Here is a 13641-nt window from a genome sequence, read left to right on the forward strand (position 1 = left end):
TCGGTTACGGGCGCCCGAGGGGCGGGCCGAGGATGTGAGGAAAATCACACGTTCCGGGAAACTGGCCGCCAACCAGCCCGTTAGTAAATGCGGCGCCAACCAGATGTCCCGTTTCGGTTGCGGACCACCCCCCATGACAGGGCAAGCTCATGGGTCGTGAGCCCTGGTCCGCAGTTGAGTGAGCGTCCCGCGTCGGAAACCTCCCGCTCGGCACGCCGACCGGCCCGTTCGTCCGCGCAGAAGGTGAAGCGCGTGGCGGTCATCGGGTTGTCCGTCGTGATCGTCGGTGGTGGCGGTGCTTTCGTCGCCTACCGAGCGATCGAGAACGCCAAGACGCCGCCCGCACCGATCTCGGCCGAGGACTTCGGCCGGATCGCCAGCGGCGACCTCTACGCGCCCGACCCCGCCAGCGACGCGCTCAAGGAGGCGGGGGTCAAGGCCTACCAGGCGAAGCAGCTCAAGGACGGACGTAAGAACACCAAGGCCGACCTCGACTGGGTCGAGGTCAAGAAGAAGGGTCCGGGCGGCGACGGGTTCCCGCCCGCCAACTTCCCGCCGGGCAGCGACCCCTCGCCGGGCAGCAACAAGGCCGTCGCCAAGCAGATGCTGTCCGGAGCCGGCTTCGGCGCCGACCAGTGGGGCTGCCTGGAGCGGCTCTGGCAGAAGGAGAGCGGCTGGAACGAGCGGGCGATGAACCGCTACTCCGGCGCCTACGGCATCCCGCAGTCCCTGCCCGGCAGCAAGATGGCCAGCGCGGGCGGCGACTGGCAGACCAACGCCGCCACCCAGATCAAATGGGGTCTCGGCTATATCAAGGGCCGCTACGGCACGCCCTGCGGCGCCTGGGGGCACTCGCAGTCCACGGGATGGTATTAACAGACCATCTTTCCCTCTGTAATCAGCAAGCCGCCACACCCGATGAGACGGCCCGGCGCACGCTGGCCGCATGGGTGTGAAGGTCAGTGTGATCGTCAGTGTCCACAACCCGGGAAGCCGTGCGGACGCGTGCATCCGCTCCGTCCTGGAGCAGAGCATGCCCTCGGACCACTATGAAGTGATCTTCGTGGACGACGGATCCATGGACGGGATCGCGGAGCGACTCGACACGGTCGCCGCCGTCCGCAGGAACGTCCGCGTGCTGCACCTTCCGCACACCGGCTCATCGATGCGGGGACGCAACGTCGGCATGGCCGCCGCCAAGGGCGACTACGTCTACCTGATGGAGCAGGGCGACCGGCTGGAGCGCGACGCGCTGCTCAGCATGTACGAACGGGCCGTCGAGACCGACGCGGACGTCCTGGTCGGCCGCCTGGTGCGGGACACGGGGCCGCCGGTGACCGGGTTCGTCCGCAACCGGGGACGCGCCGACCTGCTGCGCGACCGGCTGCTCAGCCTGCTCACGCCGCACAAGCTCTACCGCCGCGCCTTCCTGGAGGAGCACGAGCTGGGCTTCCCCGTGCCCGGCGGGCAGGTGGCCGAGCAGGCGTTCTCCGTACGGGCCTATCTGCAGGCCAAGGTCGTCGCCGTACTGGCCGACCAGGTCTGCTGCCACATCGGCGAGCGCGACGAGGCCGAGGAGGACCCGCGCACCACCGTGGCCGAGCTGCGGACGCTGCTCGCCGCCATCGACGCCTACGTGGGCGACGGCCGCCAGCGCGACCGGATGTACGGCCACTGGTTCCGCTCCACCGTGCTCAAGCCGCTGCTGACCAGCCGGTTCGCCGCCTCGTCCGTGGACCGGGGCATGCACTTCAGGCTGATCAGGCAGCTCGTGCTCGACAGCTTCCCCGAGCGCCTCGACCAGTACCTGCCCGTCCAGCTGCGGGTCGTGGCCGCCTTCGTCCGCGCCGGACGCCTGGATCAGCTCGTCGTCCTGGCCAACTCCTCCAAGCGGGCCGGGCTGCGCGCGGACCTGAGCGAGGTCCGCTGGGACGCGCAGGTGCTGGTGCTCGGGCTCTCCGTGGAGGTCCTGGGCGGCGACGGGGGGCCGGCCAGGTTCCGTACGAGCGGCGAGCGCCTGCTGTGGCAGGCGCCCCGTTCGGTCGACGCCAAGCTGCTGCCCGACAGCGTCACGGATGTCACCGGCGCCGTCGAGCGCGCCCGCATGGAGGTGTACGTACGCCACAGCGAGACGGGCGTCATCCACTACCTGCCGGTCGCCTACCGGGTCGAACGGGTCCCGGACGGGCGCCGTCACGTCCGGATCCAGATCGTCGGCGAGGCCAGGGTGGATGTGACCGCGGCGGCGCTCGGCGAGCCGCTCGAGGCCGGCCAGTGGGAGGTGCACGTCCGCATGTTCGGCGGCGCGCACCAGGCCAGGAGCCGGGTCCGCCGCCCGGACGGCCCGCTCAACTGCCTCGGCGTGCTCGCCCAGCAGCCCAGGATGCGCCTGGTGCTGCCCTGCTGGAGCGACGCGGGCGAGCTCGGTCTTGCCATCGAGCCGCGCTCGTTCTCGGAGTCGATCGCGCTGGTGTCGCCGGGCGTGACCATCAGGCGGCAGGAGGGGCACCTGTATGTCGTGCTGCCCGTGCCGTACGTGCCGCCGAGCGGCGGCCCCGCGCTGGAGCTCGTGCTGCGCAACACCTCGCGCCGGCCACGAGAGGTGTCCGCGCCCGCGCTGGTCGAGCCGGGCGTGCCGGGCAAGATCGCCGGCCAGCTGGTGGCCAAGGTGCCGGTCAAGCGGATGCTGCCGGGCAGGGACAGCCTCGGCCCCGGCGCCTGGCTCTCCTCGCTGCGTACCGCCGACGACGAGACCGGCCTGCGGTTCGGGCTGGAGGTACGCAGGGGCAGGATCGAGATTCGGCCGTCGGCGGCCATGGATCCCGAGCGGCGCTCGCCGATGGGCGGCGACACGCTGCTGCACCGGCTCGGCCGCCGCCTGCCCGGCGCGCGGCACATGGTGCGTCTGGCGCGCGCGGGCAAGCATCGCTACCTCAGGGACTGACCCAGTCCTCCAGCTCGGTGAAGGAGTCCCTGAAGACCGGCAGGAGCGGCTTCAGCTTGCCGGGGTAGACGTCCACCAGGCCGTCGAGGTGGTTGCCGCCCTCGACCCGGTGGTAGCGGAACGGCCGGTGCGGGCCGACCATCCTGGCGTAGACATCGGAGTCGCGGGAGATCGGCAGCAGGGAGTCGAGCGTGCCGTGGATGGTGATGAGCGGCTTGGTGATCCGGCCGGTCAGTGCGATCTTGGCGACGGCCGCGTACGGCTTGCGCGCGTCGTAGTCGTAGTCCGCCGGGGCGCCTTCGTACGACGGGTCGAGCTCCTTCTGGTAGAGCTGCTGGGTGAGCTCCCAGTAGTACTGACGGTGGAAGGGCCACAGGAACTCCGAGCCCGGGGCGAAGCCCGCCTGCTCCGGAGACCCCTTCAGCGCCTGGGGCAGGAAGTTGAGCAGGTTGTCGCCCTTGACCCGCCAGAGCGTGCCCTCCCAGTCGACGCCGCCGTCGTAGAGCCAGCCTCGGTTCTCCAACTGCCAGCGGACGAGGTAGCCGCCGTTGGAGATGCCGGCCATGAACGTGCGCCGGGCCGGCCGGCCGTACCGCTGCCTGACCACGGCCTTGGCGGCGACCGTGAGCTGGGTGACGCGCTCGTTCCACTCGGCGATCGCGTCTCCGGGCCGGCGGCCGTCGGTGTGGAACTGGAGGCCGGTGTTGCCCTTGTCCGTGGCGGCGAACGCGTAGCCCTTCGACAGCACCCAGTCGGAGATCGTGAAGTCGTTGGCGTACTGCTCTCGGTTGCCCGGGGTGCCGGTGACGACCAGGCCGCCGTTCCAGTTCTCGGGGAGCCTGATGACAAACTGCGCGTCGTGGTTCCAGCCGTGGTTGGTGTTGGTGGCCGAGGTGTCGGGGAAGTAGCCGTCGATCTGGACGCCGGGGACGCCGGTGGGGTTGACGGTGGCCGCCGAGTGCAGCCCGGCCCAGTCGGCCGGGTCGGTGTGACCCGTCCCGACGGTGCCCGCGGTGGTCAGGTCGTCCAGGCGGGCGCTGACCGCGTACTCGGCGCCGGGCACCGTCGGGCCCTGGCCGGGCGTCAGCAGGCTCGCCACCAGGGTTAACGCGACGATCATCAGGACTCCGCGAGATGGTCGGCCAGCAGGCGCTGGAAGTCGGCGGGTCGCTCCAGGTGCGGGCTGTGGCCGCACTCGTCGAGCACGGCCTCCCGATAGCGGCCGTAGCGGTCGAGCACGGCCCTGGTCTGGGTCACCATGGGCTGCGCGGTGGTGCCGGGCGAGCCGGGCACCACGCCCAGCGCGCCGAGGTGGGCCAGGTCGAACAGCGAAGTGTCGGAGACGATCACGTCGTCGGCGCCCCTGATCCACAGGATGGGCGGCTTGGGGTCGATCTCGTGCAGATCGTCGATGCGGAAGTGGGTGGGGGCCAGGGCGTTGAGCACGCCGTGCTTGCCCGGCGCCACGCCCGGCCACGTCGCCGACCCGATGGGGTCGCCCGGGTAATGGGCGTCGCCGACCCGGGTGGTGAGCATGGAGCGGAGGTAGAAGTCCTCGTCGGGCACCGGGTTCTTCACGTACGTGGCCCGGAACACCGAGCGAGGCGACGTCGGGGATTCGTCCGATATGTCGCCCGCCTTCAGGCGGGACACGAAGTCCGGATTGGCGCCCCCGGCCCCCGCTCCCGTGCCGTCCGGGTGGGTGAGTCTGCCGTCCGCGCCCTCCGTGCCGCCGAAGCCGTACGGGGAGACGGGGTTCACCAGCGTGACGCTCCCGACCATCGCAGGACGGTCACGCAGCAGCTGCAGGACGATGCCGCCGCCCATGCTCCAGCCGACCAGATGGACCCGCTCCAGGCGCAGCCGGTCGATCAGCTCGATCAGGTCGTCGGACCAGTCGCGCAGGCCCCGCGTGGCGTCCACGGGCTCGGCGTCGCTCTCGCCGAACCCGCGCAGGTCCACCGCGAGCGGCCGGTACGCCCCGGGCAGGGCGGCCATGGTGTCCCGCCAGAACGCGCTCGACGAGACGTTGCCGTGGACGAACAGCACGGGCTCACCGGTCTCCCTGCCCGCCACGGTCAGGACGTGCTGGGTGAGCCTCGGCGTGGTGACCTTCATACGCGCACCTTCTCGGCCAGGTCGCGGCCCTGGGTCTCCCTGGCGGCGAAGACCGCGACCAGGGTGAGGACGGCCGCCAGGCCGAGGTAGATGGAGATCGGCAGGCCGCTGCCGTAGCTCTTCAGCAGCGCGACCGCGATGATCGGGGCCAGCGCCCCGGCCACGATCGCCGACAGCTGGGCGCCGATCGACACCCCGGTGTACCGCATTCTGGTGCCGAACAGCTCGGCGAAGAAGGCCGCCTGCGGGCCGTACATCATGCCGTGGAAGAGCAGGCCCACGGTGATGGCGAGCGTGATGGCCAGGAAGTTGCCGGTGTTGATCAGCGGGAAGAACGCGAAGATCCACAGCCCGATGCCGGCGGCCCCGGCCAGGTACATCGGGCGGCGCCCGATCCGGTCCGACAGCGCGCCCCACATCGGGATCGTGACGAAGTGGATGGCCGAGGCGATCAGCACGGCGTTGAGCACGGTGGAGTTCTCGATCTTGTTGGCCTTCGCGTAGGTGATGACGAAGACCGTGAGGAGGTAGAAGGAGATGTTCTCCGCCAGCCGGGCGCCGATCGCGGTGAGGACGTCACGCCAGTGGTGGCGCAGCACGCCGATGATCGGCGCCGTCTCCTCCGGCTCGGCCTGCTGGAAGACCGGTGACTCGGTGATCGACAGCCGGATCCACAGGCCGATCAGCACCAGCACACCCGACAGCAGGAACGGCACCCGCCAGCCCCACGCCAGGAACGCCTCGTCCGACTGCCAGGCGGCCAGGATCGCCAGCACGCCGGTGGCCAGCAGGTTGCCGCCCGGCGCGCCCGCCTGCGGCCAGGAGGCCCAGAAGCCGCGCCGCGCCGCGTCGCCGTGCTCGGAGACGATCAGCACCGCGCCGCCCCACTCGCCGCCCAGCGCGAAGCCCTGCACCAGCCGGAGCAGGGTCAGCAGCAGCGGCGCGGCGGCGCCCACGCCCGCGTACGTCGGCAGGCAGCCGATCAGGAACGTGGCGGCGCCCATCAGCAGCAGGCTGACCACCAGCAGCCGCTTACGGCCGAGCCGGTCGCCGAAGTGGCCGAAGATCAGGCCGCCGAGCGGGCGGGCGACGAACCCGACGGCGTAGGTGAGGAACGCCAGGAGCGTCCCGGTCAGGGGGTCGGCGTTGGGGAAGAAGAGCTTGTTGAAGACGAGAGCGGCTGCCGAGCCGTACAGGAAGAAGTCGTACCACTCGATGGTGGTGCCGATCAGGCTCGCGGCGACGATCTTCTTGATGGAAGTGGCCATGCCGTCACGCTAGGGAGTGACCGGCGTCACTCATATGGCGTCTGGGCCCACAGTCTGTGGTGGGGATGTGTGGCCGAGCCGGTGCAGGCGGAGCGCGAGCTGGATCTCCAGCGCCCGCTCCGGCTCCAGCCAGCCGTCGCCCAGGAGCTTGCCGATGCGGTCGAGCCGCTGGGTGACGGTGTTGACGTGGATGTGCATGGCGTCGGCCGTACGGGAGGGGGAGCCGCCCGAGCCGAAGTAGGCGGCCAGCGTGTCGGCCAGCACGGTGCCCCTGCGGGCGTCGTACTCCACCACCGGCCCGAGCACCGAGCCGACGTAGCCGGGCACGTCGCGGACGTCGCCGATCAGCAGGCCGACGAAGCCGAGCTCGCTCGCGCTCGCGCCGTCACCCGTGCGGCCCAGCGCGATGAGCGCCGCCGCGCAGCGCCGCGCCTCCTGGTAGGCCGCGGCGACGTCGCTCTTGCGCGACGCTCCGGCCGTGGCGGGGGTGTGCAGGGACGCGCTCAGCTCGGCCGCGACGCGCTGCGCGACGGCGCCCGCGTCGCCGCCGGGCAGCAGCAGGACGACCTCTCCGGCCCGCCCGGCCGCCAGCCCATGGCGTAGGGCCGCCTGCGACGACGCCCAGAACGCGGCCCGCTCGCGCTGCCCCTCGTGCCGGACCACCACCATGACGTGCGGCGCGGTCAGGTCCACGCCCAGCCGGCGCGCCCGGTCGGCCAACCCCGGCGAGCCGGGTCTGGAGATCAGGTCATCGAGCAGTTCGCCCCGCACCCGCCCCTCCGCCTCGGCGACGCTCCTGCGGAACAGCAGCAGCAGCGCGCAGACCAGCGCCGCCCGCTCCAGGATGCGCTCGTCGGCGTCGTCGCTGCGCAGGATCAGCGTGCACAGCGGCTCGCCGCCGACGTCCACCGACGCGATCAGCAGATCCGCCCGGCGTACGGTACGGCCCAGCGCCCTGGACGCCTGCGCGGCCTCGAACACGCCCGGATCCAGCTCGCCGACGTCTCCGGTGATCGGCCGGCCCAGGTCGTCGAGTACGGCCAGCGAGCCGCCGAGCACGTCGGTCACCACGGCGGCCACGTCCTCGATGCCGCCGCCCCGCAGCACCAGCGAGGTCATCCGGTCGTGGGCCAGCGCGGCGCGTTCGACGGCCTGGCCGTGCTGCCTGACCGTGCGGTGCGCGGCGGACAGCTCTTCGAGGGCGTTTCTGGTCTCCTGCAGCAGCCTGGCGTTGTCGATCGCGACGGCCGCGTGCGCCGCCAGGCTGGCCAGCAGCGACACCTCCTCCTGCAGGAACGGCCTGGCGCTGCGGTTGGCCGCGAACAACACGCCGATCACCCGCTGCCCCAGCCGCAGCGGCACGCCGAGGATCGCCACCAGCCCTTCCTCGGTGACGGCTTCGTCGATGTGGTTCTTGTGGTGGAAGCGGGCGTCGGCGAAGTAGTCGGCGGTCGCGTACGGCGTGGCGCTCTGCGCGACCAGCCCGCCCAGCCCCGCCCCCATGGCCAGCCGGAGCGCCCGGAACTTGGCCGAGATCGAGCCGTCCGTCACCTGCATGTACGTGTCGCCGCGGGCGGGGTCGTGCAGCGTGAGGTAGGCGGTGTCGGTCGCGAGCAGCTGCCTGGCGCGGTGCACGATCGCCTCCAGCACCGCGTCGAGGTCGCGCAGCGCGGCCAGGTCGTTGGCGGTGTCGTAGAGCGCCGACAGCTCGGCCTCGCGCCTGGCCCGGCGTTTCAGCAGCGCGCGCACCTTGAGCGCGTCGACCTTGGCCAGCTCCAGCTCCTCGACCGTCGCCGCGTCGGCGCCTGCGGCCCTGGCCTGGATGATCGGCCCCTCGAACTCGACCGCCGACGCCTCCCTGGCCAACAGCTCCAGAAAACGCCTGCTCATCTTCGCACCACCTAGCGCGCCGTCCAGCCGCCGTCGACGGGGAGGGACACGCCGGTGATGAACGATCCGGCCGGGCCGCAGAGATAGGCGACCAGCTCGGCCACCTCCTCGGGCTCGATCAGCCGCTTGATCGCCGCGGGCTGGAGCATGATGTCCTCGACGACCTCGCCAGGGTCGATGCCGTGCGCCTTCGCCTGGTCGGCGATCTGGCTCTCGACCAGCCCGGTCCGTACGTACCCCGGGCACACACACGTGGAGGTCACCCCGTGGGCCGCCCCTTCGAGCGCGACGACCTTGGAGAACCCCTCCAGCCCATGCTTGGCCGCCGTGTACGCCGACTTGTACGGCGAAGCCCGCAGCCCGTGCACCGACGAGATGTTGACGAACCGCCCCCAGCCCCGCTCGTACATCCCCGGCAGCACCCGCCGCGCGATCAGGAACGGCGCCTCGACCATGACCCGCAGCATCGCGCCGAACACCGCGGGCGGGAACTCCTCGATCGGCGCCACATGCTGGAACCCCGCGTTGTTGACCACGATGTCGACCGGCTCCTCCGGCAGGGCGCGGACGAACTCCGGGTCGCTCAGGTCCGCCACCACCGGCACCCCGCCGAGCTCGGCGGCCACCTTCTCCGCCGACTCCGCGCTCCGGTCGACGACCAGCACCTTCGCCCCGCCGGCTGCCAGCCGTCTCGCGCAGGCGGCCCCGATCCCGGCCCCGCCCCCCGTGACCAGCGCCGTCCGCCCAGTCAGCTCCTTCGCCATGTCTCCGACCCTAAGCGCTCGCGGGGCGAGGGTGGCATGGGTGTCCACTACATAGATCGATGTCGCCGTATGTGGTGTGTCTGGAAGGCTGCAGCGCCCGCGTCCCTGATACGGTTTCCCCTATGCACGCGTATTCGTACTCCTGGTGGCCCGCCTTCTAGGCGGTCCTCCTAGCGCATACGCACCCCGGCCGCCTCGACGAGGCGGCCGTCGTCATGTCCGGACCCCCTTGTCGAGCACCCCAGACGAAAGGGCGTCCCGTGACAACCTGGCCAGCGCTGCTCAGCACACTCCTCGACGGCACCTCGCTCACCTCCGGCCAGGCCACCTGGGCCATGGACCAGATCATGTCGGGCGCCGCCACGGACGCCCAGATCGCCGCCTTCGCCATCGCCCTGCGGGCCAAGGGCGAGACCGTGGCGGAGGTGTCCGGCCTGGCCGACGGCATGCTCGCCAGATCGGCGGCCATCAGGATCCCCGGCGACCCGGTCGACCTGGTCGGCACCGGCGGCGACCGGGCCAACACGGTCAACGTCTCGACCATGGCGGCCATCGTGGCGGCGGCGGCCGGGGCCAAGGTCGTCAAGCACGGCGGCCGGGCCGCCTCGTCGAGCACCGGGGCCGCCGACCTGCTGGAGGAGCTCGGCCTGGTCATCGACCTGCCGCCGGCCGGCGTCGCCCGGGTCGTGGAGGAGGTCGGCATCACGTTCTGCTTCGCGCCGACCTTCCACCCGGCGCTGAAACGCACCTCCGGGGCGCGGCGGGAGCTGGGCGTGCCGACGGTCTTCAACTTCCTCGGCCCCCTCACCAACCCCGCCCTGCCGGCCGCGCAGGCGGTCGGCGTCTTCCACCCGGACCTGGCGCCGGTCATCGCGGGCGTCCTCGCGGAGCGCGGCGGCTCCTCGCTGGTCTTCCGCGGCGACGACGGCCTCGACGAGCTCACCACCTCCGGCCCCTCGGCCGTCTGGCTCGTACGCAGGGGCACGGTGACCCCGACCCGCTTCGACCCGGCGGACCTGTCCATCCCGCGAGCACACCCGTCCGACCTGGTCGGCGGCGACGCGGCGCACAACGCGGCGGTGGCCAGGGCGGTCCTGGCGGGCGAGCGGGGGCCGGTCCGCGACATCGTGCTCCTGAACGCGGCAGCCGCCCTGGTGGCGGCCGACGGCACACCCCCGGCCGACGGCCTCACCACGGCCCTCGCTCAGGCGTACAAGCGAGCGGGTGACGCCGTCGACTCAGGTGCGGCGACGACCCTGCTCACCCGCTGGGCACACGCCACCCACCGGGCGGTCTGAGGCTGTTCGTCAGGTGGCGGGCCGGGTCATGGAGAGCACGTCCAGCATGGCGTCGAGTTGCTCCTCCGTGAGCCGGCCGGCCGCCACATGGCCGCGTTCGATGACCACCTCGCGGATCGTCTTGCGTTCCGCCAACGCCTGCTTGGCGATCTTCGCTGCCTCCTCGTAGCCGACGTACCGGTTCAGCGGCGTGACGATCGACGGCGACGACTCCGCGTACTCCCGCAGCCGCGGCACGTTCGCCGTGATCCCGGCCACGCACCGGTCGGCCAGCAGCCGCGAGACGTTCGCCAGCAGCCGGATCGACTCCAGGATGTTCCGCGCGATGACCGGCAGCTGCACGTTCAGCTCGAAGCTGCCGGACGCGCCCGCGAACGTGATCGCCGCGTCGTTGCCGATGACCTGCGCCGCGACCATGGCCGTGGCCTCGGGGATCACCGGGTTGACCTTGCCGGGCATGATGGACGATCCCGGCTGCAGGTCCGGCAGGTTGATCTCGCCGAGCCCGGCGCGCGGCCCGGAGCCCATCCACCGGAGATCGTTGGCGATCTTGTTGAGCGAGACCGCCACCACCTTCAGCTGCCCCGAGAGCTCGACGATGGAGTCCTGCGCGCTCTGCGCCTCGAAGTGGTCCATCGCCTCCCGGAACGGGATCCCGGTCGCCTCACGCAGCTTCTCGATCGCCAGGTTCGCGAAGCCCGGCGGGGTGTTGATGCCGGTGCCCACCGCCGTGCCGCCCAGGGGCAGCTCCAGAACGTGCCCGAGCGCCGACCTCACCCGTACGGATCCGTGCTCGATCTGCGTGGCGTAACCGCCGAACTCCTGCCCCAGCGTCACGGGCGTGGCGTCCATGAGATGCGTCCGGCCCGACTTCACCACCTGGTCGAACTGGATCGCCTTGGCCCGCAGCGCCGCCGCCAGGTGTTCCAGCGAGGGCAGCAGGTGGTAGGTCACCTCTGTCGCCGCCGCCACGTGGATCGAGGTCGGGAACACGTCATTGGACGACTGCGAGGCGTTGACGTGGTCGTTCGGGTGCACGGGACGGCCCAGCCGCTCCTGGGCCAGCGTCGCGATGACCTCGTTGGCGTTCATGTTGGACGAGGTGCCGGAACCGGTCTGGAAGACGTCGATCGGGAAGTGGTCGTCGTGCTCGTTCTCCGCGACGTCGGCCGCGGCCTGCGCGATGGCCTCGGACAGATCCTTTTCGAGCACGCCGAGCTCTCCGTTGACCTCGGCGGCGACCGCCTTGATCAGGCCGAGCGCGGCGATGTGCGACGGCTCCAGCGGCCGTCCGGACACCGGGAAGTTCTCCACCGCCCGCTGTGTCTGCGCGCGCCATTTGGCTCCGACCGGAACGCGCACCTCACCCATGGAGTCATGTTCAATGCGGAACTCGCTCATGCCTCCCAGTCTGGCTCACGCCCGTCGGATCACCCCGAAAGGGGCATCCCGACGGACCTGAGCCAGCTCGGTCAGCTTGAGAGGAGCGCCACGATGAGTACGGCGATCACCACGGCGGCGGCCGCGGCCACGGCCATCAGGACCAGCATGCCGTTGCGGTTGCCGGTGGGGCGCTGTTCGGGCTCCTTCGCGATGGCGAACAGATCCGTGCCCAGCCCCTGCCCGGCCTGGCGCTCCTGCCCCATCGGGGGTGGCGCCTGCTGCGGGCCCGTTGGCGGTCCTGGCCGCGGTCCCATCTGCGGGCCTCGCGGTCCTTGCTGGGGGTTCTGCTGGGGTGGGGGCACCGGATACACCTGCTGTCCAGGGGCCTGGTGGATGCGGGTGGTGACGGTGCTCTCCTCGTCGGAGCCACGTCGTGACGGGTCCTGCGGCATGGGGGCCTTCGGCCGCTGCACGCTGATGGTCCGCTCGGGGTCGTACGCGCCGCTGGGCCGAGGCCCGGTCGGAACGCCACGCCCAGCACCACCCGGTCCCTGCTGACCACCGGGGCCCTGCGGAGCGCCGGACGGAGCGCCCAAGGGTCCGTGCGGCGGAACTCCGCCCGTCGGGCTGGCGGTCCGTGCGTCGGGGGCCGCGCCTGCCCGCGCTGCCTGTGGCCCTGTCGCGGGGCCCTGAGGGGACGTGCCGGGCGCGTTCGGCCGCGACCCGGTCCCACGCCCCTGCGGCCCGCCTACCTGTCCCTGGGGCCCGCCCATCGGCCCCTGACCGCCCCTCGCTTGCCCACCCTGAGCAGCTTGCCCGCCCTGAACGGCTTGTCCGCCCTGAGCCGCTTGCCAGCCCTGACCGGATTGCCCACCTCGACCAGCTTGCCCGCCTTGACCGGCCGGACCGCCCGCCCCGGCCGCTGCCGGTCCGGTCGCCGCGTGCGGAGCCTGCGCACCAGGCCCCGACGGCCCGCCCTGCGCTCCCCAGCCGGGCGCGGCGGGTGGAGCGCCCCACGGGCCGGCCGCCTTGGGGGCCTGTACGGCGGGCGCCGTGTCGTTCGAGTCGGGCACGCCGGCCTCCTGGGCGATCAGGGCCTCGGCCGTGATCGCCTGCATTTCGCTCGTGGGGGTATCGGCGACCATCCGGAGCAGCGTCTCCGCCTTGGCCGCCGTCAAGCGCCGCTTGTGGTCCTTGTCCAGCAGCCCGGTCAGCACCGGCCGCAGCGACCCGGCCTGGGTGGGTGGGTCGGCGTTCTCGCTCAGCAGCGCGGCGAGCGTCTCCGCGATCGTGGACCGCTCGTAGGCCGGACGGCCCTCGACCGCGAAGTACAGCGTCGCCCCGAGCGACCAGATGTCGGACTCGGGCCCGGTGTATTCGCCCCTGGCCCGCTCCGGCGCAGTGTAGCCGGGAGAGCCGATGACCATGCCGGTCTTGGTGAGCCGGGAGTCACCCTCGGCCTTGGCGATGCCGAAGTCGGTCAGCACCACCCGGCCGTTCTCGGTGATGAGCACGTTGCCCGGCTTGACGTCGCGATGCGTGATGCCCTGGGAATGCGCCGCGCGCAGCGCGCCGAGCAGGTCGACACCGATCTCCGCCACCAATCGGGGCGGCAGCGGGCCCTCTTCGTCGATCACCTGCTCCAGGGAGCGGGCCTCGATGAGCTCCATGATGATCCACGGGCTCTTGTCGTGAATGAGCACGTCGTGGATGGCGGCGACGGACGGGTGGTTGATCCGGGCGGCGATACGCCCCTCGCGGACCATGCGCTCGCGCAGCTCGGCCCGTTGTTCCTCGGTGAGACCCGGGTCCTGGCGGATTTCCTTGACCGCCACCTCGCGCCCGAGCGCGCGATCACGGGCGCGCCACACCGTGCCCATGGTCCCTCGACCGAGGGGTGCGATGAGCTCGTAGCGCTCCGCGAGCAGGCGTGTCTGCTGTTCCGGCATGAGAAGAAGATATCGATTCTCGCTTGG

Annotated in this window: 10 protein-coding genes; 3 read left to right on the forward strand and 7 right to left on the reverse strand. The window is 71.6% G+C overall.

Annotated elements, in window-relative coordinates; genetic code table 11:
- Nucleotides 1-252 precede the first annotated feature (252 nt).
- Together KME78_RS37015 and KME78_RS37020 are read left to right on the forward strand one after the other, a co-directional pair.
- The gene (locus KME78_RS37015) at nucleotides 253-876 is read left to right on the forward strand and encodes an aggregation-promoting factor C-terminal-like domain-containing protein (protein ID WP_308127277.1); all 624 of its coding nucleotides are present in this window, start codon (nucleotides 253-255) and stop codon (nucleotides 874-876) included.
- A gap of 70 nt (nucleotides 877-946) precedes the next feature.
- Nucleotides 947-2944 carry a glycosyltransferase family 2 protein gene (locus KME78_RS37020; RefSeq protein WP_219534092.1) on the forward strand — a complete coding sequence of 666 codons (1998 nt, stop codon included), beginning with the start codon at nucleotides 947-949 and terminating at the stop codon, nucleotides 2942-2944.
- Here the strand turns inward: KME78_RS37020 and KME78_RS37025 are convergent.
- Genes KME78_RS37025 through KME78_RS37045 form a run of 5 tightly spaced genes read right to left on the reverse strand, consistent with a single transcriptional unit; the run spans nucleotide 2934 to nucleotide 8984 of the window.
- Nucleotides 2934-4064, reverse strand: a complete 1131-nt coding sequence (locus KME78_RS37025; protein ID WP_219534093.1) for an alpha/beta hydrolase family protein — start codon at nucleotides 4062-4064, stop codon at nucleotides 2934-2936. The genes KME78_RS37020 and KME78_RS37025 overlap by 11 nt on opposite strands.
- Complete coding sequence (locus KME78_RS37030; RefSeq protein ID WP_219534094.1) at nucleotides 4064-5062, reverse strand: alpha/beta fold hydrolase; 999 nt, start codon at nucleotides 5060-5062, stop codon at nucleotides 4064-4066. The genes KME78_RS37025 and KME78_RS37030 overlap by 1 nt, the downstream gene beginning before the upstream one ends.
- On the reverse strand, nucleotides 5059-6330 hold the full coding sequence (locus KME78_RS37035) for an MFS transporter (RefSeq protein ID WP_219534095.1): 1272 nt from the start codon (nucleotides 6328-6330) through the stop codon (nucleotides 5059-5061). The genes KME78_RS37030 and KME78_RS37035 overlap by 4 nt, the downstream gene beginning before the upstream one ends.
- Nucleotides 6331-6360: 30 nt before the next feature.
- Nucleotides 6361-8220: a helix-turn-helix domain-containing protein gene (locus tag KME78_RS37040; RefSeq protein ID WP_219534096.1), complete on the reverse strand. Its 1860-nt coding sequence runs from the start codon at nucleotides 8218-8220 to the stop codon at nucleotides 6361-6363.
- Nucleotides 8221-8231: 11 nt separating this feature from the next.
- The gene (locus KME78_RS37045) at nucleotides 8232-8984 is read right to left on the reverse strand and encodes a 3-hydroxybutyrate dehydrogenase (RefSeq protein WP_219534097.1); all 753 of its coding nucleotides are present in this window, start codon (nucleotides 8982-8984) and stop codon (nucleotides 8232-8234) included.
- A gap of 215 nt (nucleotides 8985-9199) precedes the next feature.
- Between KME78_RS37045 and trpD the strand changes: the two genes are divergently transcribed.
- Nucleotides 9200-10282 carry an anthranilate phosphoribosyltransferase gene (trpD, locus tag KME78_RS37050; RefSeq protein ID WP_219534098.1) on the forward strand — a complete coding sequence of 361 codons (1083 nt, stop codon included), beginning with the start codon at nucleotides 9200-9202 and terminating at the stop codon, nucleotides 10280-10282.
- A 9-nt stretch (nucleotides 10283-10291) separates the two neighbouring features.
- On the opposite strand, the gene KME78_RS37055 is transcribed toward trpD, so the two are convergent.
- Together KME78_RS37055 and KME78_RS37060 are read right to left on the reverse strand one after the other, a co-directional pair.
- The gene (locus KME78_RS37055; RefSeq protein ID WP_219534099.1) at nucleotides 10292-11683 is read right to left on the reverse strand and encodes a class II fumarate hydratase; all 1392 of its coding nucleotides are present in this window, start codon (nucleotides 11681-11683) and stop codon (nucleotides 10292-10294) included.
- Between the two features lie 71 nt (nucleotides 11684-11754).
- Entirely contained in the window at nucleotides 11755-13614 is a 1860-nt protein-coding gene (locus KME78_RS37060; protein WP_219534100.1) for a serine/threonine-protein kinase, read from the reverse strand.
- Between the last annotated feature and the right edge of the window lie 27 nt (nucleotides 13615-13641).

Origin of the sequence: Nonomuraea guangzhouensis (genome assembly GCF_019396345.1) — a bacterium.
GTDB classification, from domain to species: Bacteria; Actinomycetota; Actinomycetes; order Streptosporangiales; family Streptosporangiaceae; genus Nonomuraea; species Nonomuraea guangzhouensis.

What these genes read in the sequence shown, in the direction of transcription:
- KME78_RS37020 (WP_219534092.1), top strand. Translation starts at nt 947, where the DNA reads ATGGGTGTGAAGGTCAGTGTGATCGTCAGTGTCCACAACCCGGGAAGC.
- KME78_RS37025 (WP_219534093.1), bottom strand. Translation starts at nt 4,064, where the DNA reads ATGATCGTCGCGTTAACCCTGGTGGCGAGCCTGCTGACGCCCGGCCAG.
- KME78_RS37030 (WP_219534094.1), bottom strand. Translation starts at nt 5,062, where the DNA reads ATGAAGGTCACCACGCCGAGGCTCACCCAGCACGTCCTGACCGTGGCG.
- KME78_RS37035 (WP_219534095.1), bottom strand. Translation starts at nt 6,330, where the DNA reads ATGGCCACTTCCATCAAGAAGATCGTCGCCGCGAGCCTGATCGGCACC.
- KME78_RS37040 (WP_219534096.1), bottom strand. Translation starts at nt 8,220, where the DNA reads ATGAGCAGGCGTTTTCTGGAGCTGTTGGCCAGGGAGGCGTCGGCGGTC.
- KME78_RS37045 (WP_219534097.1), bottom strand. Translation starts at nt 8,984, where the DNA reads ATGGCGAAGGAGCTGACTGGGCGGACGGCGCTGGTCACGGGGGGCGGG.
- trpD (WP_219534098.1), top strand. Translation starts at nt 9,200, where the DNA reads ATGTCCGGACCCCCTTGTCGAGCACCCCAGACGAAAGGGCGTCCCGTG.
- KME78_RS37055 (WP_219534099.1), bottom strand. Translation starts at nt 11,683, where the DNA reads ATGAGCGAGTTCCGCATTGAACATGACTCCATGGGTGAGGTGCGCGTT.
- KME78_RS37060 (WP_219534100.1), bottom strand. Translation starts at nt 13,614, where the DNA reads ATGCCGGAACAGCAGACACGCCTGCTCGCGGAGCGCTACGAGCTCATC.